This is a genomic window from Paenirhodobacter huangdaonensis (assembly GCF_004022465.1).
Taxonomy (GTDB): domain Bacteria; phylum Pseudomonadota; class Alphaproteobacteria; order Rhodobacterales; family Rhodobacteraceae; genus Rhodobacter; species Rhodobacter huangdaonensis.
This window is the reverse complement of record NZ_SAVA01000006.1, coordinates 200,929-219,332: the sequence shown is the minus strand read 5'-3', so window position 1 is coordinate 219,332 and position 18,404 is coordinate 200,929. Positions and strand designations below refer to the sequence as shown.

Below are 18,404 nucleotides of genomic sequence, written 5' to 3'. Positions count from 1 at the left end.
CCTTGTGCCTGATTCCGGGATGTGAGACAAATTCATAATACTCAAGAACGTTATGAGTCTGTCGACAAGATGCATCTCGAACTGCGACACCTGCGCACGATGAAGGCGATCCATGACGCGGGCGGGCTCGCCCGCGCGGCGGAGGTCCTGCACATCACGCAATCGGCGCTGAGCCACCAGGTGAAGGGGCTCGAGGAGCAGGCCGGCGTCGAGCTTTTCGTGCGCCGCTCGAAACCGCTGCGGCTGTCGGTCGCCGGGATGAAGCTTCTGCGTCTGGCCGAGCGGGTGCTGCCCGAGATCGACGCCGTTGCCGATGAGTTCGAGGCGCTGCGGGCGGGCCGGGCCGGGCGGTTGCACATCGCGATCGAGTGCCACGCCTGTTTCGACTGGCTGTTCCCGGTGCTCGAGGCCTTCCGCCGCGACTGGCCCGAGGTCGACATCGACATCCGCCCGGGGCTTGCCTTCAAAGCGCTGCCGGCGCTGGCGCGCGAGGAGGTGGATCTGGTGATCTCCTCTGACCCCGAGAAGATCGCCGGCATCACCTTCAACCCGCTCTTCGACTATTCGCCGACCTTCATCGCCGCCTCGACCAGCCCGCTGGCCGCGAAACCCTATGTCACGGCCGAGGATTTCGCCGATCAGACGCTCATCACCTATCCGATCGACCGGGCGCGCTCGGACGTGTTCTCGCTGCTGCTCGGCCCGGCGCGGGTCGAGCCGAAGGCGCACCGGCAGGTCGAGCTGACCGCGGTGATCCTGCTTCTGGTCGCGGCCGGGCGCGGTGTCGCGGTGCTGCCCGACTGGGTGCTGCGCGAGGTGAAATATCAGCCCGACTACATCACCCGCCCGGTGACCGAGACGGGGCTGCGCAAGCGCCTCTATGCCGCGACCCGGGACGAGGATCTGGGCGAGCGCTACATGGCCGACTTCCTGCGCCTCGCACGGACCGAGCCGGTAAAGCTGCAGCGCGCGTGATGTAACCGTCACAATTCCGCACGTGACGGAATGCCGCAGCGGGCGCTAGATCATCGGGCAAACCCGAGGGACTGCCCGATGACCGCCATGCCGCACCCGGCCCGCGCCAGCGCGGGCGCGACCGTCTTCCCGATCCTGATCGCGATCTCGCTGTGTCACCTGATGAACGATGTGATGCAGTCGATGCTGTCGGCGATCTATCCGATGCTGAAGGCGGATTTCGCGCTGGATTACTGGCAGATCGGGCTGATGACGCTGGCCTTTCAGGGCACGGCGTCGCTCTTGCAGCCGGCGATCGGCATTCTCACCGATGCCCGGCCGCAGCCCTGGTCGCTGCCGCTCGCCTCGGTCTCCACCTTCCTCGGCGTGATGGTGCTCGCCTTCGCGCCAAGCTGGCCGCTGCTGATCGTCGGCGCGATGCTGATCGGCTTCGGCTCGGCGATCTTCCATCCCGAAGCGAGCCGGGTGGCGCGGCTCGCTTCGGGCGGGCGCTTCGGGCTCGCGCAATCGGTGTTCCAGGTGGGCGGCAATTTCGGCACCGCGATCGGCCCGCTGCTCGCGGCCTTCATCGTGCTGCCCTTCGGGCGCGGCTCGGTCGCCTTCTTCGGCGTGCTTGCGGTGATCGCCGGCACCATCCTGACCCGGGTCAGCCGCTGGTATGGTGACCATCTGAAGGCGCGGGCGCGCAAGCCGATGGACAAGACCCTGCCGCTGCCGCGCAACCGCGTGGTGCTGGCGCTGACGGTGCTGGCCTTCCTGACCTTCACCAAGAACATCTACATGGCCTCGATGAGCTCGTATTACACCTTCTACCTCATCGACACCTTCCATGTGGACACCCGCACCGCGCAGCTGATGCTGTTCCTGTTCCTCGGTGCCGTTGCTGCGGGCACGGTGCTGGGCGGGCCGGTCGCCGACCGCTGGGGGCCGATGGCGGTGATCTGGGTCTCGATCCTCGGCGTGCTGCCCTTCACCCTGGCGCTGCCGCATGTGGGGCTTGTCGCCTCGGGCGTGCTGACGGTGCTGATCGGGCTGATCCTCGCCTCGGCCTTCTCGGCGATCGTGGTCTTCGCGCAGGAGCTGTTGCCCGGCCGGGTCGGCATGGTGGCGGGGATCTTCTTCGGCCTCAGCTTCGGCATGGGCGGCATCGCCGCGGCGGCGCTTGGCGTTCTGGCCGACCAGCACGGCATCCGCTTCGTCTATCTGATCTGCTCGGCTCTGCCGGCGCTTGGCGTGCTCACCATCCTGCTGCCGCGGCGGCGCGAGTTCCTGCGCGGCTGAATCCTCCCCCGCCTGGCCGCAACCCCCTTGGATTCCGGCCCCCGCCCGTGTAAGGCAGCGGCCTGAACCGAAGGAGCGAACCGATGCAAGGCAGCGCCAATCTCAATCTGATGATCAAGGCCGCGCGCAAGGCCGGCCGCTCGCTGGTGAAGGATTTCCGCGAGGTCGAGAACCTGCAGGTCTCCGCCAAGGGCCCGGGCGACTTCGTCAGCCGTGCCGACCGCGAGGCCGAGCGGATCATCAAGGAAGAGCTGCGCGGGGCGCGGCCCTCCTATGGCTGGCTCGGCGAGGAAACCGGCGAGGACGCGGGCGAGGACCCGACCCGGCGCTGGATCGTCGATCCGCTCGACGGCACCACCAACTTCCTGCACGGTCTGCCGCACTGGGCGGTGTCGATCGCGCTCGAGCACAAGGGCGAGATCGTCTCGGCGGTGATCTTCGATGCCGCGAAGGACGAGCTTTACTGGGCCGAGAAAGGCTCGGGCGCCTTCATGAACGAGACGCGCCTGCGCGTCTCCGGCCGCAACCGGATGATCGAATCGATCTTCGCCACCGGCGTGCCCTTCGGCGGCCGCTCGACCCTGCCCGCGACGCTGCAGGATCTGGCCCGGCTGATGCCGGTCTGCGCCGGCGTGCGCCGTTTCGGCGCCGCCTCGCTTGACCTCGCCTATGTGGCGGCGGGCAAGTACGAGGGCTATTGGGAGCGCGGCATCAAGGCCTGGGACATCGCGGCCGGCCTGCTTCTGGTGAAGGAAGCCGGTGGCTTCGTCGGCCCGGTGCGCGAGGGCCGCGACATCTTCGAGAGCGGCAGCGTGATCGCCGCGAATGCAACGCTCTTCGATCCGCTGTGCAAGGTGCTGCGCGCCGAATGAGACCCGGCCCCGCCGCGGCATGACCGCGGCGGTCACCGGTGCGCCCGTGCCTCAGTCGCGTTTCGGGATCAGCAGCCCGCGCTGCACCGCCGGACGGGCAAGGAAGCGCTCGAGATAGGCCGGCACATGGGCCAGATCCGCCCAGCCGGTCAGATCGGCGGCCTTGTAGAAGTCGCACAGCGTGCGCAGCCAGGGGGCGATGGCGATATCGGCGATGGAATACTCGCCCGCCACCCAGTCCCGCCCCGCGAGCCGCCCGTCGAGCACCTTCAGCAGTCGTTCCGCCTCGGCGCGGAAGCGCTCCTTCGGGCGCGGATCCTCGATCTCCTTGCCGGCGAAGGTGTGGAAATAGCCGAGCTGGCCGAGCATCGGGCCAAGCCCGCCCATCTGCCACATCAGCCATTGCAGCACCTCGTAGCGGCGCGCCTGCGGCAGCAGCATCCCGCTCTTCTCGGCCAGATAGATCAGGATCGCGCCGCTTTCGAACAGGCCGAGCGGTTCGCCCCCGGGCCCGTTCGGATCAAGGATCGCTGGGATCTTGTTGTTCGGTGCGAGCGACAGGAACTCGGGCGTCATCTGGTCGTTCGTGTCGAAGCGCACGAGATGCGGCTCGTAGGCGAGGCCGGTCTCCTCGAGCATGACCGACACCTTCACCCCGTTCGGTGTGGGCAGCGAATAAAGCTGGATCACCTCGGGGTTTTCCGCGGGCCAGCGCCGGGTGATCGGGAATTGCGTGAGATCGGTCATCGATACCTCCTGTTTGCGCCGAGCCGAGCACATTTTCGCCGCAAGGAAAAGATGCAGCCGCAGCAGGAGCATGCTACCCTGCGCCGGTCTGCGCCTGCTGCAAGGGCGCTGAGAGGGGCATAACATGTTGCAAGAGTTCAAGAATTTCATCGCGCGCGGCAATGTCGTCGACATGGCGGTGGGCATCATCATCGGCGCGGCCTTCACCGCGATCGTCAATTCTCTGGTGGCGGACCTGATCAACCCGATCATCGGCGTCGTCACCGGCGGGCTCGATTTCTCGAACCTGTTCATCAACCTCGGTGCGGGTGACTATCCCACGCTGGCCGCGGCGAAAGAGGCCGGTGCGCCGGTCTTCGCCTATGGCGCCTTCATCACCGCGGTCATCAACTTCCTGATCATCGCCTTTGTCGTGTTCCTGCTGGTGAAGCTGGTGAACCGGGTCAAGGACGCTGCCGCGAAGAAGGAAGCGGCCGCCGCGCCCGCCGGCCCGAGCGAGCTCGACGTGCTGCTGGAGATCCGCGACGCGCTGAAGAAGTGATCCGGCACCGCCGGAACGGAAGGGGCCCGGTCCGTGTGACCGGGCCCTTTTCGTCACAGACCGAGCGCCTCGACGCCGGAGATGACCGGCAGGCCGAGCGCGGCGCCGACCGGCGCGCAGGTCAGCCGCCCGGCATGCACGTTCAGCCCGTCGAGCAGATGTGCGTCCTCCAGGCAGGCCCGCCGCCAGCCCTTGTCGGCGAGCGCCAGCACGAAGGGCAGGGTGGCATTGCCAAGCGCCTGCGTCGCGGTGCGGGCAACGGCGCCGGGCATGTTCGCCACGCAATAGTGGATCACCCCGTCGACCTCGTAGATCGGGTTCTCGTGTGTCGTCGGGTGCGAGGTCTCGAAACAGCCGCCCTGGTCGATCGCCACGTCGACGAGCACGGCACCCGGCTTCATCGTCTTCAGCATCGCCCGCGTCACCAGTTTCGGCGCTGCGGCGCCCGGGATCAGCACGGCGCCGATCACCATGTCGGCCGTCGCGACGAGTTCGGCCGTGGCGGCGCGGTCGGAATATTGCGTCGTCAGCCGCCCCATGAACACGTCGTCGAGATAGCTGAGCCGCGGGATCGAGCGGTCGAGCACGGTGACATGGGCGCCCATGCCGGCGGCGACGCGCGCCGCCGCGGTGCCGACCACACCGCCGCCGATGATGACGACATGCGCCGGGCGCACCCCCGGCACACCGCCGAGCAGCACGCCGCGCCCGCCATTCGCCTTCTGCAGGGCCCAGGCCCCGACCTGCGGTGCAAGCCGCCCCGCCACCTCCGACATCGGCGCCAGCAGCGGCAGCCCGCCCTTGCGGTCGGTCACCGTCTCGTAGGCGATGCAGGTCGCCCCCGAGGCGAGCAGGTCATGCGTCTGCGCCGGGTCCGGGGCGAGATGCAGATAGGTGAACAGCACCTGCCCCGGGCGCAGCATCGCGCGCTCGCCCGGCTGCGGCTCCTTCACCTTCACCACCATCTCCGCCGCCGCCCAGACCGCGGCGGCATCGGCGGCGATCTGCGCGCCTGCGGCGGTGTAATCGGCATCGGTGAAGCCCGAGCCGATCCCGGCGCCGGCCTCGATCAGCACCGCATGGCCATGCGCCACCGCCTCCTGCGCGGCCGAGGGCGTCAGGCCGACGCGATATTCCTGGGGCTTGATCTCCCTCACACATCCGATCTTCATCCGGTCCTCCTCCGATCCGAAATGCTCCTCCGCCCCAGCCTGCGCCCGGGCGCGCAAAATTGCATCGAAAAGCGGTTGCGTTTTTCGGCCATGGGCGCGCATATCTTCGACGGTATGCCCTTTGGGGCGAAGAAGATTGCGTGACCATGACCCTTGACGCGACGGATCGTCGAATCCTCACCGTCCTGCAAAAGCAGGGGCGGATCTCCAATGCCGAGCTGTCCGAGCGGGTGAACCTGTCGGCCTCGGCCTGTCACCGGCGGGTGCAGCGGCTCGAGGAAGAGGGCTATATCCGTGACTATGTCGCGCTGCTCGATGCCCGCAAGCTCGGCCGGCCCACGACCGTCTTCGTCGAGATCACGCTGTCGGGGCAGGCCGACGAGGTGCTCGAGGCCTTCGAGCGCGAGGTGAAGAAGATCCCCGACGTGCTCGAATGCCACCTGATGGCGGGCTCGGCCGATTACCTGCTGAAGGTGGTGGCCGAGGACACCGAGGATTTCGCCCGCATCCACCGCGCCAAGCTGGCGCGGCTGCCGGGCGTGCAGGGGATGCAGTCGAGCTTTGCACTGCGCACGGTGTTCAAGACGACGGCGCTGCCGGTCTAGTCGCGCCAGAACCGCGGCAGGAACAGCACGAAGATCGCCAGCATGCCGAGCCGGCCGAGCAGCATCGCGAGGATCATGATCCAGGTTGCGGTGTCGTTGAAATCGACCATCGTGCCGGTGCGCGCCACCATCGGGCCAAGGCCGAAGCCGATGTTGCCAAGGCAGCCCCAGATCGCGAACAGCGACGAGGTCAGGTCGACCCCGGCCATCGACATCAGCACCGAGAGCACGCCCAGCGTCAGGATATAGCCCGAGACATGCAGCATCAGCGGGCCGAGCGTCTCTTCGTCGAGCGTTTTGCCGTCATAGCGCGGCTGCACCACCCGGTGCGGCGAATGGAGCTGCCGGATCGCGGCGCGGATCACCGACAGCACCACCTGCACCCGGAACACCGACAGCGCGCCCGAGCTCGACCCGGTGCAGCCGCCGATCAGCCCGAGCAGAAAGGCCACCACCATCGCGAAGGTGCCCCAGGGCTCGACCCCGCTGACGCCGAAGCCGGTGCCGGTCAGGATCGAGGCGAAGTTGAAGGTGGTCTCGCGGAAGATCTGCTCGACCGGCAGGTTCTCGCGCCACAGCCGGTAGCCGATCATCATCGCGCTGAAATAGACGAACCAGCGCAGGAAGGCGCGTACCTGGCTGTCGTGCCACAGCGGCCGGGTCTGGCCCTGCACCAGCTGGAAGAAGCGGATGTAGGGCATCGCGCCGAGCAGCATGAAGAGCGTGCCGGCATATTGCGCGGGCACCGGCCAGACCGCGAAATTCGCGTCATAGGTGCCGAAGCCGCCGGTGGCGATCGCCGCCATCGCGTGGATCGCGGCGTCGAAAAGCGGGATCCCGCACAGCACGAAGACCACGGTACAGATCACCGTCAGCCCGGCATAGACCTCGAGCAGCGAGATCGCGATGTCGCGCGCGCGCGGCAGCACCTTGCCGAAGGTGTCGAAGCCCTCGGTCTGGAAATAGCGCATGCCGCCGATGCGCATGACCGGCAGGAAGATCATCGCGACGAAGGCGATGCCGAGCCCGCCCATCCAGTTCAGCATGCCACGCCACAAGAGCACCGAGCGCGGCAGATCCTCGAGCCCGGTCAGCACCGTGTAGCCGGTGGTGGTGATGCCCGAGACTGCCTCGAAATAGGCATCCGTCAGGCTGATCGAGGGCTCGCCATGGATGAAGGGCAGGGCGCCGAAGGCCGGCACCACCAGCCAGATCGCCGCGGTCAGCAGATAGGCCTGACGCAGGGTGAGCGGCTGCGGTTTTTCCGGGCTCGCCGCAAGCGCCAGCAGCGTGCCGAAGAGAATCGTCTCGAGCGCCGCCTCGAACACCGCAAAGCCGTTCGGGTCGGCGGCCAGCACATCCACCGCCACCGGCGCAAGCATCGCGACCCCGAGCGCAAGCAGGATCAGGCCAAGATGGTGAAAGACGGGTCCGAAATCGGTCATCGTGGTGCCAGCGATGCAGGCGGGCGGTGCGGCAGGCAATTCACGAAATCGTGAGATTGTCCCGGCAGCCCCCCGTCACTGCGGATTCAACCTGTTGAAAAGAACCAAAAACCCCCGATGGCAGGGCCACGGGGGTCATCAGTGCGGGCAAGCCCGCCAGCGGTTCCAGTCGCTCAGAGCGCGCCTTCACGCTGCGCCTTTTTCCGCGCCAGTTTCCGGGCACGGCGAACGGCTTCAGCTTTCTCGCGCGCTTTCTTGACGGAGGGTTTCTCGAAATGCTGCTTGAGCTTCATTTCACGAAACACACCCTCGCGCTGAAGTTTTTTCTTCAGAGCACGAAGCGCCTGTTCGACGTTGTTGTCGCGAACGCTGACCTGCATGTGGTGTCACCACCTTCCTAAGTTAGAGTTGCATCAGATTGCAGGAGCGGGCCATATAACAGCGGACCAGAGTTTTGTCCACTCCCCGAAACGGGGCGTGGCGAAGGAATATGCCATGAAAAACGACCATCTCGACGTTGTGCGGATGCGGGCCGAGCTGCTTGCCGCGATCGAGCCGCACGTGCCCTTCGACGGCTGGTCCGAGCCCGCCTTCCGGCAGGCGGTGGCGGACCTTGGCGCCGACCCTGCACTCGCCCGTCTGGTCTGCCCGCGCGGCGCGGTGGATCTGGCGGTGGCATATCACCGGGCCGCCGACCGGGCGATGGTTGCGGCACTCACCGACGCCGATCTTTCCGGCATGAAATTCCGCGACAAGGTGGCCCATGCGGTGACCCTGCGCCTCGGCCTTGTCGACCCGGAGCTCGTGCGCCGCGCCGCGTCGCTTTTCGCGCTGCCGCAATATGCCGCGACCGGCGCCCGGCTGGTCTGGGAGACGGCCGATGCGATCTGGCGCGCGCTTGGCGACGAGAGCGCGGATTACAACTGGTACAGCAAGCGGATGACGCTGTCGGGCGTGATCTCCTCGACGGTGCTGTTCTGGCTGGGCGACGAGAGCGAGGGGCTGGCCGAGACCCGCGCCTTTCTCGACCGCCGCATCGCCGACGTGATGCAGTTCGAGAAGGTGAAGGGCGCGGTCATCCGCCTGCCGGGGCTCAAGGGCCTGCTCGGTGCGATCCGGGCGCCACAGCCCACCCCGCTGCCCGGCCATGAGGAGCGCGCGCAATGACCCTTCCGCTGCAGATGCAGGCGATCGAGATCTCCGCCCCCGGCGGGCCCGAGGTGCTGAAACCGGTCTCGCGCCCGGTCCCGCTGCCCGGTCCGGGCGAGATCCTGATCGAAGTGGCCTTCGCCGGGGTGAACCGGCCCGATGCGCTGCAACGCGCCGGCGCCTATCGCGCCCCGCCCGGCGCCTCGGACCTGCCCGGGCTCGAATGTGCGGGACGGATCGCGGCGCTTGGCCCCGATGTCTCCGGCTGGCAGGTGGGCGATGCGGTCTGCGCGCTGCTGCCGGGCGGCGGCTATGCCGAATATGCGGTCTGCCTCGCGGCCCATGCGCTGCCCGTGCCCGAGGGGGTCAGCCTGCGCGACGCCGCCTGCCTGCCCGAGACCTGCTTCACTGTCTGGTCGAATGTGGTGATGCGCGGCGGGCTGAAAGCGGGCGAGCGCTTCCTCGTCCACGGCGGCTCGTCGGGCATCGGCACGACGGCGATCCAGATCGCGCGCAACCTTGGCGCCCGGGTCTTCGCCACCGCCGGCTCGGCCGGGAAATGCGCCGCCTGCGCAGCGCTCGGCGCCACCGCGATCAACTACCGCGAGGCCGATTTCGTCGAGGTCCTGCGCGCCGAGGGCGGCGCGAACCTGATCCTCGACATGGTCGGCGGCAGCTATATCCCGCGCGACGTCAAGGCGCTTGCCGATGACGGCCGGCTCGTCTTCATCGCCTTCCTCGAAAGCCCGAAGGCCGAACTCAATTTCGCCCAGGTGATGCTGCGCCGGCTGACGATCACCGGCTCGACCCTGCGCCCGCAATCGGATGCCGCCAAGGCCGCGATCGCGGCCGAGCTGCGTGCGCAGGTCTGGCCGATGGTCGCCGCCGGCCGGCTGCGCCCGATCCACGACAGCACTTTCCCGCTGACCGAGGCCGCCGCCGCCCATGCCCGCATGGAAAGCTCGGCCCATATCGGCAAGATCGTGCTGCAGGTCCGCTGACCCAACCCCACGGAGGCACCATGAGCAAGGGATATTTCGAGACGCTGCCGGGCCTGCCCGCCGACGTTCTGGCGATCGAGGCCAAGGGCACGATCGACGCCGAGGCCTATAGCCGCGACCTGATCCCGGCGATCGAGGCGAAGATCGCGGCCGAGGGACGGCTGAAACTCCTCTACGTCATCGGCACCGCATTCGAGAGCTACACCGCCGGCGCCGCCTGGGAGGATGCGAAGGTCGGGATGATGCATCTGGGCGATTTCGCCCGCATCGCGCTCGTCAGCGACGTCGAGTGGATCCGGCTCGGCATGAAGGCCTTTGCGCCGATGATCCCGGGTGCGGTCCGGGTCTTCGCCCTCGCCGATCTCGCGGCGGCAAAGGCCTGGATCTCGGCCGATGGCCATGACGAGACGGGCGGCCCGGGCATCGCCGCGGATTACACCATCCCGCCGCTCGAGGACCGGATCCCGGAAGAGTCCTGATCCCTTTCTCCTTGCGGAAAATACCTCCGGGGGTGCGGGGGCAGGCAGCCCCCGCGGGCGCCGCTGCCCCCCCACGCCCGAAGGCTCAGCGCACCCGCTCCATCAGCGCGTCGCGCAGCGTGCAGTCGCGGATCACGTCGGCGCCGCAACGGCGCGGGCGCAGATCCTTCGTCAGACAGATCCGCGCCTCCTGGATCCGGCCGGCCTGGCAGGTCACGGTGATCTCATCGCGGGCAAGCCCCGGGTTCGCCTCGAGAAACGCCTCCTCGACCACCGCGGCGGGCAGTGTCACGTCGCGGTCGAGGTGGCGGAACACCTCGGGGATGGCGATGCTGGCATAGGCGCGGCGGGCGAGGGCGAAATAGTCGCCCGCGGTCAGCCCCGAACAGCGCCCGTGCTTCTTCCACTGATACCAGGCGGCGCCGTCCGAGCCCATCACCTCCGCCATCGCCGCCGAGGCGCTGCGCGCCGGATCGCGCGCCGTGGTGCGGCAATAGCTCGGATAGCCGCGTTCGTCCTGCGGCCAGAGCCCGTGCAGCACGAAGCTTGCATCCGTCGCCGGATCGCATTGCGCCGCGCCGCGTCCCGCGCCCTCGGTCGCGCACCAGCCGGGCGCCCAGCTCAGCGACAGCACATAATAGTCGAACGTGCCCGCCCGCTCGCCCCCGGCGAGTGCCGCGCTCGCCCAGAACAGCCAGCCGAGAACCGCCGAAATCCGCATTTTCACTTCCCCTGTTGCCGTTTCCGCCCTATATAGCAGACCAATTCCCCACCAGAAATGGACCGCGGCCGGGGAGCCCCGCGCCGCAGCCGGTTTCTCGGCCCGGGAGAGATATGTGCAAAGGACCGATCAGATGACGACGAACAAGCCCCTGATGGCCAAGGCAACCGCCGTTTGGCTGGTGGACAACACGACGCTGAGCTTCAAGCAGATCGCCGATTTCTGCGGCATGCACGAGCTCGAGGTGCAGGGCATCGCCGACGGGGACGTGGCGGTGGGCGTGAAGGGCTTCGACCCGATCGCGCACAACCAGCTCGACCAGAAGGAAATCGACAAGGGCGAGGCCGACCCGCTCTACAAGCTGAAGCTCAAGTTCAACGCCGCTGCCGTCGGCGAGGACAAGCGCCGCGGACCGCGCTACACGCCGCTCTCGAAGCGCCAGGACCGCCCGAATGCGATCCTGTGGCTGGTCAAGTTCCACCCCGAGCTGGCCGATGCGCAGATCGCCCGCCTCGTCGGCACGACGAAGCCCACCATCGCCTCGATCCGCGACCGGACGCACTGGAACATCCAGAGCATGACCGCGATCGACCCGGTGGCGCTTGGCCTGTGCCGGCAGTCGGAGCTTGACGGTGAAGTGCAGAAGGCCGCGAAGAAGCGCGCCGCCGAAGGCGTGATGTCGGATGACGAGCGTCGCAAGCTGGTCTCGACCGAGCAGTCGCTCGGCATGACCGAAGAGCCGCGTCTGCCCTCCTCGATCGCCGGGCTCGAGAACTTCACCCTCGGCACCGCCGAGGAGGAACGCGAGAATCCGAAGGACTTCTCGGATGCGGACAGCTTCTTCAACCTGCCGCATGGCGAGGACGACGAGGACGAGGAAGACGACCGCGATCCGCGCCGCTGATCCTGCCTCGATCCGCCTGCGCAGGGCCGTCCCGCCGGGGCGGCCCTTTTCGCTGCCGGCCTCCCGGGGAGTGTCAGGCGCGGGCCGAGAGCGAGGCGAGGATTGCGTCGAGGTCGGCGCGCGCCCGTTCCGCCTCGGCCGCGTCGCGCGGCGCGGCGATCAGCTCGGCCAGGCGATAGGCTTCCTGCACATGCCGCAGATTGCGCCGCGCTTTGTGCGGGGCGGGCATGGGGAAGGCGAGGACGGTTGTTTCTTTGCTCAAGGTGCGATTCGTGCCTGACTGTCCAAGGGGCATAGCCGCCACGGCGCCGTTTTTGCAAGACACATGCAAAAAAATAGGCAACTGCCTTGATCCGCGTCAAATCGTCACGAGGATTTTGCTGCGGGCGAAGCAGCTGGCTCCGCCCGCGGCCGTGCCGCCTCAGATCGAGAGGCAGATGTATTTCAGCTCGAGGTAATCCTCGACGCCATGGTGCGAGCCCTCGCGGCCGAGGCCGGACTGCTTGACGCCACCGAAGGGGGCGACCTCGGTCGAGATGATGCCGGTGTTCACCCCGACGATGCCGTATTCGAGCCCTTCCTGCACGCGGGTGATGCGGCCGATGTTCTGGGCGTAGAAATACGAGGCAAGGCCGAAGATCGTGGCGTTGGCCTTCTCGATCACCTCTTCCTCGGTCTCGAACCTGAAGAGCGGCGCGACCGGGCCGAAGGTTTCCTCGGTGGCGACCTTCATCTCCTGCGTCACGCCGGTGACGACGGTCGGCTCGAAGAAGGTGCCGCCAAGCGCGTGGCGCTTGCCGCCGGTGACGACCTGGCCACCGCCCTTGATCACGTCGGCGATGTGGTCCTCGACCTTGGCCACGGCCTTGTCGGAGATCAGCGGGCCGGTGGTGATGCCGGCCTCGAGCCCGTCGCCGACGTTCAGCTTGGCGACCGCCGCGGCAAGTTTCTCGGCGAAGGCGTCATAGACGCCGGCCTGCACGTAGATGCGGTTCGCGCAGACGCAGGTCTGGCCGTTGTTGCGGAACTTCGACATCATCGCGCCCTCGACCGCGGCGTCGAGATCGGCGTCGTCGAAGACGATGAAGGGCGCGTTGCCACCCAGTTCCATCGAGCACTTCATCACCTGATCGGCGGCCTGACGCATCAGGATCCGGCCGACCTCGGTCGAGCCGGTGAAGGTCAGCTTGCGCACCGTGTGGTTCTCGCAGAACTCCTTGCCGATGTCCGAGGCCCTGGTCGAGGTGACGACCGAGAAGATCCCCTTCGGCAGGCCGGCGCGCTCGCCCAGAACCGCGAGCGCCAGCGCCGACAGCGGGGTCTCGGCAGCAGGGCGCGCGACGAAGCCGCAGCCGACGGCAAGGGCCGGGCCGCATTTGCGGGTGATCATCGCATTCGGGAAGTTCCACGGCGTGATCGAGCCGACAACGCCGATCGGCTGTTTGATCACCTGGATGCGCTTGTCGCGCATGTGGCCCGGGATCGTCTCGCCGTAGATGCGCTTGGCTTCCTCGCCGAACCACTCGATGAACGAGGCGCCATAGGCGATCTCGCCCTTCGCCTCGGGCAGCGGCTTGCCCATCTCGGCGGTGAGGATCGCGCCGAGGTCATCCTGGTTCGCCATCATCAGCTCGAACCACTTGCGCAGCACGTTGGCGCGTTCCTTGGCGGTGCGCGCGGCCCATTCCTTCATCGCGATGCGGGCGGCCTCGATCGCGCGGGCGGTCTCGGCGCGGCCGAGATCGGGCACGGTGCAGATCACGTCGCCGCGGGCGGGGTTGGTCACCGCGAAGGTGGCGCCGTCATCGGCGTCGATCCATTCGCCGGCGACATAGGCCTTGGTGGCGAGAAGGGTGGGGTCCTTGAGGAGGGATTTGAGATCGGTGGCGGTATCGAGCATGGGTATCTCCCTGTTTTGGGCGTGGCGGCAAGGAAGCATGCGGGGCCGGCCCTGTCCATCCGTCGCAGTGGCAACCCGCACCGGCGCAGGTGACCGTTCTGCGCGGTCTGCCTGCCAATATGGCGCATGGGGCGGCGGCGGAAAGGGGGGCTCAGCCGAAGCGTGCGGCCCAGCTCGGCTGCAGGTCGCCCGGCATCGCCGTGGCCGAGAAGACCGCGCGGGCGATGGCGCGGGCCAGACAGCTTGCCGCGGCATGGCCGAGCAGGAAGGTGTCGGCGACCGGATCGGCGAGCGGCTTCGCGCCGGTCGCCGCGGCAAAGACCAGATCGCCGTCGATCGGCGTGTGCGAGGGCACCAGCGCGCGCGCCATGCCGTCATGCGCCGCCGTCGCCATCCGCTGCGCCTGTGCCTGGCTCAGCGCCGCATCGGTGGCGACGATGGCGATGGTGGTGGCCTCGCCCATCCGCTTCTTCGGCGCGGGTTCGGCGGCGGCGGGGTAGAGCAGTGCCGGCCCGCGGCCGCCGAACTCGCCCTCGAGCTCCCAGGGCGCGGCCCAGAAATGCGGGCTGTCCTCGACCGTGGCCGAGCCGAGCGCATTCACCGCGACGAGCGCGCCGACCGTCATCCCGTTTTCCAGCACCGCCGAGGCCGAGCCGAGCCCGCCCTTGAGCGTGCCGGTGAGCGCGCCGAAGCCCGCCCCCTCGCTGCCGATCGCAAACTCGGGGCTCGCGGCCTCGAGTGCCGCGCGGCCGAGCGCGGCATAGGGGTTTGTGCCCCAGCCCTTGTCGCCGCCGTTGAGCAGGTCGAACAGGATCGCCGCCGGCACGATCGGCACCCGCATCTCGCCGACGGCAAAGCCGCGGCCGCGCGCGCGCAGCCCCTCGGCCACGCCCGAGGCCGAATCGAGCCCGAAGGCCGAGCCGCCCGACAGCACGATCGCGTCCACCTCCTGCACCAGCCGGTCGGGGGCGAGCAGGTCCGTCTCGCGGGTGCCGGGCGCGCCGCCCATCACCTGCACGGCGGCGGTGAAGGGGCGGTCCGCCAGCAGCACCGTGCAGCCCGAGCGCAGCCGGCCGCTGTGCGCATTGCCGACGCGCAGCCCCTCGATGTCGGTGATCAGATTCTTCGGTCCCGGCTGCATGACGCTCTCCTCGCTGCGCTGCAGCATTATGCGCCGGTCGGGGGCGCCGGATCAAGCCTGCGCCACGTCTCGGGCAGCCGCGGCGTCGCGGCCAGCAGCCGGCGGGTGTAGGGATGGCGCGGCGCGGTGAACAGATCCGCGGTCGGGCCTTCCTCGACGATCCGGCCCGCCTGCATCACCAGACAGCGGGAGGTGACGGCGCGCACCACCGACAGGTCGTGCGAGATGAAGAGATAGGAGAGCCCGTGTTCCGCCTGCAGCCGGGCGAGCAGGGCCAGAACCTGCGCCCGCACCCGCACATCGAGCGCCGAGACCGCCTCGTCGAGCACGATCAGCCGCGGCCGGATGATCAGTGCGCGGGCAATCGCAAGGCGCTGGCGCTGACCGCCCGAGAATTCGTGGATGTAGCGGCCGCGGTCCGCGGGCGAGAGGCCGACATCGCTCAGCGCGGCGTCGATCCGCGCCTCGGCATCCGGCGGGCGGCCGGTCAGGTGGAAGGGCTCGGCGATCAGCCGCGCCACCGTCTGCCGCGGATCGAAGGAGCCGTAGGGGTCCTGGAACACCACCTGCACCGCGGCGCGCTGCGCGGGGGGCATGCGCGGCGAGACCGGCGCGCCGGCGAGGGTGATGCGCCCGCCCGAGAGCGGATCAAGGCCGAGGATGGCGCGGGTCAGGGTCGACTTGCCGCAGCCCGATTCGCCCACCAGCCCGAGCGATTCCCCGGCGCGCAGGGTGAAGGAGACGCCATCGACCGCATGGAGTTCGGCGGCTGGCGCGAAAAACGCAGGCCGGGGCAGGCGGTAGCTGCGGCGCGCGTCTTCGACCCGCAGCAGGGCGTCGGCGTCGGGTTTCGAGTATTTTTGCCAAGAAAAAGCCCCCGCCGCTTTTTCTTGGCCCAAATACTCATTTGCACGTGGGGCGAGGCGCGCGGCGGCCAGAAGGGCGCGGGTGTAGGGCCGGGCGGGGGCGCGGAAGAGCGCCTCGGTCGGCCCGTCCTCGACGATCCGGCCGCCCTGCATCACCGCGACGCGCGCGGCCATCTGCGCGGTGACGGCAAGGTCGTGGGTGATGAGCAGAAGCGCCATGCCTTCCGCGCGCACGAGGTCACGCAGCAGTTCCAGCACCTCGGCCTGGGTGGTGACGTCAAGCGCGGTGGTGGGCTCGTCGGCGATCAGCAGCTGCGGGCGCAGCGCGATGGCCAGCGCGATCGCCACGCGCTGGCGCTGGCCGCCCGAAAGCTCGTGCGGGAAAAGCGTCAGCGGGAAGCGCGGTGCGGGCAGGCCCACCCGGTCGAGCCGGTCGCGGGCGATGCGGCGGGCCTCGGCGCGGGCAAGGCCGCGGTGGACGATCAGCGTCTCGGCCACCTGATCGCCGATCGTCATCAGCGGGTTCAGCGCGGTCATCGGCTCCTGAAAGATCATCCCCACGCCGGCGCCGCGCAGTCGGCACAGATCGCGTTCGGCAAGCGTGGTGATCTCGCGCCCGGCCAGCCGGACCGAGCCGGTGCTGTGCGCGCCCTCGGGCAAGAGCCCGATCACCGCAAGCGCCGTCATCGACTTGCCCGAGCCCGATTCGCCGACCAGGCCGAGGATCTCGCCGGCCTGAAGCTGCAGCGAGACGTCGCGCAGCACTTCGGTCGTGCCGATGCTGACACCGAGGCCGTCGATCTCGAGCAGGCTCATGTCAGCCGCCCCCGCAGCCGCGGATCGAGCGCATCGCGCAGCCCGTCGCCGAGCAGGTTCAGCCCGAGCACGGTGAGCACGATCGCCAGCCCCGGAAACAGCGCCACATGCGGGGCAAGCGCCACCATCGTCTGTGCTTCGGCGAGCATCCGGCCCCAGCTCGCGGTGGGCGGCTGCGCGCCGAGGCCGACATAGCTCAGCCCGGCTTCGGCCAAGATGCCGAGCGAGGCCTGGATCGTCGCCTGCACGATCAGCAGGCTGGCGATATTCGGCAGCACATGTTCGGCCGAGATCCGGGCGCGGCCCTTGCCCGCCACCTTTGCCGCGCGGATGTAGTCGAGCGTCCACAGGCTGAGCGCTGCGCCGCGGGCGGTGCGGGCGAAGACCGGGATGTTGAACAGCCCGATCGCCAGCGTCGCGTTCAGCGCCGAGGGGCCGAGCGTCGCGGTGATCAGGATCGCGGTGACGAGGGCGGGGAAGGCGAAAATGAGGTCGTTCAGCCGGGCGAGCGTGGCGTCGAGCAGGCTGCCGCGGCTGGCCGCTGCGGCGAGCCCGAGCGGCGTGCCGATGCCCGCGCCGATCGCCACCGCGGCGAGCGCCACGGCGAGGGAGGTGCGCGCCCCCGCCATCAGCATCGACAGGATGTCGCGGCCGAAATGATCGGTGCCCATCCAATGCGTGGCCGAGGGCGGCTGCAGCCGCGCGCCGATCGCCAGTGCTGCCGGGTCCCAGGGGGTCCAGACCAGCGACAGCGCGGCCGTCGCGACGGCCAGCCCGCTCAGCCCCGCGCCGATCAGCAGTGCGGGCCTCATGCCGGCCTCCGCAACCGCGGGTCGACCAGCGCATAGGCGAGGTCGGTGACGAAGCTGACGACGATCACCGCGACGACCAGCACCATCACCGCGCTTTCGACGACGATCAGGTCGCGCTGGGTGATCGCCTGGAAGATCAGCCGGCCGAGCCCGGGCAGGTAGAACACGTTCTCGATGATGATCGCGCCGGCGAGCAGGAAGGAGAATTGCAGGCCAAGCACGGTCAGCACCGGGATCAGCGCGTTGCGCAGGGCGTGGCGGGTGAGGGCCGCGCGCCGGCTCAGCCCCTTGGCGCGGGCGGTGCGGATGTAGTCCTGCGCCATCGCCTCGATCAGCGCCGAGCGCAGGATGCGGGCGAGGATCGCGGCCTGCGGCAGGGCGAGGGCGAGGGCGGGCAGGACGAGCGCGCGCAGCGCGGCGCCGGGATGGGCCCAGCCCGGAAACCCGCCCGCCGGCAGCAGTTGCCAGCGCAGCGCGAAGAGCGCGACGAGCATCATCGCGAACCAGAAGTTCGGCACCGCGATGCCGATCTGCGTGAACCCGGTGACGGCCAGATCCGCGCTCTTGCCGCGGCGCGCGGCGGCGATCAGCCCGGCGGGCAGGGCAAGCGCCGTCGAGAGCAGCAGGGCAAGCCCGGCGAGCGGCGCCGACAGCGCCAGACGTTCCGCGATCAGCCCGGCGACCGGGGTCTTGTAGGTATAGCTGATGCCGAAATCGCCCTGCAGGAGGCCGGCGAGCCAATGCAAATAGCGCCAGACCAGCGGCTCGTTCAGGCCAAGCTGGTCGCGCAGCGCCGCCACCGTGTCGGGGGCGGCGTTCATGCCGAGCATGTAGGAGGCCGGATCGCCCGGCACCACCTCGATCGCCGCAAAGATGACGAGGCTCGCCGCCAGAAGCGAGGCCGCGAGCGAGAGGGTGCGAAGGAGAAGGAAGCGCGCCATTGCCGCAAGCTTGCCCGCCGTGCCGCAGCGGTCAAG

General features: G+C 68.8%; 20 protein-coding genes. 9 read left to right on the top strand and 11 right to left on the bottom strand.

Annotated features, from left to right (window positions below):
- Positions 1 to 69: 69 nt before the first annotated feature.
- The 3 genes from EOW66_RS12060 to EOW66_RS12050 all read left to right on the top strand — a co-directional run bounded on the left by EOW66_RS12060 (position 70) and on the right by EOW66_RS12050 (position 3,128).
- The gene (locus EOW66_RS12060) at positions 70 to 975 is read left to right on the top strand and encodes a LysR family transcriptional regulator (RefSeq protein WP_128156589.1); all 906 of its coding nucleotides are present in this window, start codon (positions 70 to 72) and stop codon (positions 973 to 975) included.
- Positions 976 to 1,053: 78 nt separating this feature from the next.
- On the top strand, positions 1,054 to 2,256 hold the full coding sequence (locus EOW66_RS12055; protein ID WP_128156588.1) for an MFS transporter: 1,203 nt from the start codon (positions 1,054 to 1,056) through the stop codon (positions 2,254 to 2,256).
- A gap of 83 nt (positions 2,257 to 2,339) precedes the next feature.
- Positions 2,340 to 3,128 carry an inositol monophosphatase family protein gene (locus EOW66_RS12050; protein ID WP_113900563.1) on the top strand — a complete coding sequence of 263 codons (789 nt, stop codon included), beginning with the start codon at positions 2,340 to 2,342 and terminating at the stop codon, positions 3,126 to 3,128.
- Between the two features lie 51 nt (positions 3,129 to 3,179).
- Here the strand turns inward: EOW66_RS12050 and EOW66_RS12045 are convergent, their stop codons facing one another.
- The gene (locus tag EOW66_RS12045; RefSeq protein WP_128156587.1) at positions 3,180 to 3,875 is read right to left on the bottom strand and encodes a glutathione binding-like protein; all 696 of its coding nucleotides are present in this window, start codon (positions 3,873 to 3,875) and stop codon (positions 3,180 to 3,182) included.
- Positions 3,876 to 3,999: 124 nt separating this feature from the next.
- Here EOW66_RS12045 and mscL point away from each other — a divergent pair, with 124 nt between their 5' ends.
- Positions 4,000 to 4,416 (top strand): large conductance mechanosensitive channel protein MscL, encoded by a 417-nt coding sequence (mscL, locus tag EOW66_RS12040; protein WP_128156586.1) that lies wholly within the window; start codon positions 4,000 to 4,002, stop codon positions 4,414 to 4,416.
- Positions 4,417 to 4,469: 53 nt separating this feature from the next.
- On the opposite strand, the gene ald is transcribed toward mscL, so the two are convergent.
- Complete coding sequence (ald, locus tag EOW66_RS12035) at positions 4,470 to 5,588, bottom strand: alanine dehydrogenase (RefSeq protein WP_128156585.1); 1,119 nt, start codon at positions 5,586 to 5,588, stop codon at positions 4,470 to 4,472.
- Between the two features lie 146 nt (positions 5,589 to 5,734).
- On the opposite strand from ald, the gene EOW66_RS12030 reads away from it, so the two are divergent.
- Positions 5,735 to 6,193, top strand: a complete 459-nt coding sequence (locus EOW66_RS12030; RefSeq protein WP_113900560.1) for an Lrp/AsnC family transcriptional regulator — start codon at positions 5,735 to 5,737, stop codon at positions 6,191 to 6,193.
- Here EOW66_RS12030 and EOW66_RS12025 read toward each other — a convergent pair.
- A complete protein-coding gene (locus EOW66_RS12025; RefSeq protein WP_128156584.1) occupies positions 6,190 to 7,638 on the bottom strand; it encodes a TrkH family potassium uptake protein in 1,449 nt (482 codons plus the stop codon). The two genes, EOW66_RS12030 and EOW66_RS12025, sit on opposite strands and share 4 nt — an antisense overlap.
- 173 nt (positions 7,639 to 7,811) lie before the next feature.
- On the bottom strand, positions 7,812 to 8,018 hold the full coding sequence (gene rpsU, locus EOW66_RS12020; RefSeq protein ID WP_011748553.1) for a 30S ribosomal protein S21: 207 nt from the start codon (positions 8,016 to 8,018) through the stop codon (positions 7,812 to 7,814).
- Positions 8,019 to 8,133: 115 nt separating this feature from the next.
- Between rpsU and EOW66_RS12015 the strand changes: the two genes are divergently transcribed.
- Genes EOW66_RS12015 through EOW66_RS12005 form a run of 3 tightly spaced genes read left to right on the top strand, consistent with a single transcriptional unit; the run spans position 8,134 to position 10,267 of the window.
- On the top strand, positions 8,134 to 8,805 hold the full coding sequence (locus EOW66_RS12015; protein ID WP_128156583.1) for a COQ9 family protein: 672 nt from the start codon (positions 8,134 to 8,136) through the stop codon (positions 8,803 to 8,805).
- Positions 8,802 to 9,788: an NAD(P)H-quinone oxidoreductase gene (locus EOW66_RS12010; RefSeq protein WP_128156582.1), complete on the top strand. Its 987-nt coding sequence runs from the start codon at positions 8,802 to 8,804 to the stop codon at positions 9,786 to 9,788. Before EOW66_RS12015 ends, EOW66_RS12010 begins: the two co-directional genes overlap by 4 nt.
- Before the next feature lie 20 nt (positions 9,789 to 9,808).
- Positions 9,809 to 10,267 carry a SpoIIAA family protein gene (locus EOW66_RS12005; protein ID WP_128156581.1) on the top strand — a complete coding sequence of 153 codons (459 nt, stop codon included), beginning with the start codon at positions 9,809 to 9,811 and terminating at the stop codon, positions 10,265 to 10,267.
- 85 nt (positions 10,268 to 10,352) lie between these two features.
- Here EOW66_RS12005 and EOW66_RS12000 read toward each other — a convergent pair whose 3' ends face one another.
- On the bottom strand, positions 10,353 to 10,988 hold the full coding sequence (locus EOW66_RS12000) for a ribonuclease T2 family protein (protein ID WP_128156580.1): 636 nt from the start codon (positions 10,986 to 10,988) through the stop codon (positions 10,353 to 10,355).
- Positions 10,989 to 11,121: 133 nt separating this feature from the next.
- Between EOW66_RS12000 and EOW66_RS11995 the strand changes: the two genes are divergently transcribed.
- The gene (locus EOW66_RS11995) at positions 11,122 to 11,892 is read left to right on the top strand and encodes a DUF1013 domain-containing protein (RefSeq protein WP_113900554.1); all 771 of its coding nucleotides are present in this window, start codon (positions 11,122 to 11,124) and stop codon (positions 11,890 to 11,892) included.
- Between the two features lie 73 nt (positions 11,893 to 11,965).
- Here EOW66_RS11995 and EOW66_RS20395 read toward each other — a convergent pair whose 3' ends face one another.
- From EOW66_RS20395 to EOW66_RS11970, 6 genes are all read right to left on the bottom strand, one after another.
- Positions 11,966 to 12,154, bottom strand: a complete 189-nt coding sequence (locus EOW66_RS20395; RefSeq protein ID WP_164881106.1) for a hypothetical protein — start codon at positions 12,152 to 12,154, stop codon at positions 11,966 to 11,968.
- A gap of 159 nt (positions 12,155 to 12,313) precedes the next feature.
- Positions 12,314 to 13,792 carry an NAD-dependent succinate-semialdehyde dehydrogenase gene (locus EOW66_RS11990; RefSeq protein WP_128156579.1) on the bottom strand — a complete coding sequence of 493 codons (1,479 nt, stop codon included), beginning with the start codon at positions 13,790 to 13,792 and terminating at the stop codon, positions 12,314 to 12,316.
- 151 nt (positions 13,793 to 13,943) lie between these two features.
- Positions 13,944 to 14,933 carry a P1 family peptidase gene (locus EOW66_RS11985; protein ID WP_128156578.1) on the bottom strand — a complete coding sequence of 330 codons (990 nt, stop codon included), beginning with the start codon at positions 14,931 to 14,933 and terminating at the stop codon, positions 13,944 to 13,946.
- A gap of 26 nt (positions 14,934 to 14,959) precedes the next feature.
- On the bottom strand, positions 14,960 to 16,615 hold the full coding sequence (locus EOW66_RS11980) for an ABC transporter ATP-binding protein (protein ID WP_128156577.1): 1,656 nt from the start codon (positions 16,613 to 16,615) through the stop codon (positions 14,960 to 14,962).
- Positions 16,612 to 17,427 (bottom strand): ABC transporter permease, encoded by an 816-nt coding sequence (locus EOW66_RS11975; protein ID WP_128156576.1) that lies wholly within the window; start codon positions 17,425 to 17,427, stop codon positions 16,612 to 16,614. Before EOW66_RS11975 ends, EOW66_RS11980 begins: the two co-directional genes overlap by 4 nt.
- A complete protein-coding gene (locus EOW66_RS11970; protein ID WP_128156575.1) occupies positions 17,424 to 18,368 on the bottom strand; it encodes an ABC transporter permease in 945 nt (314 codons plus the stop codon). Before EOW66_RS11970 ends, EOW66_RS11975 begins: the two co-directional genes overlap by 4 nt.
- Positions 18,369 to 18,404: the final 36 nt, after the last annotated feature.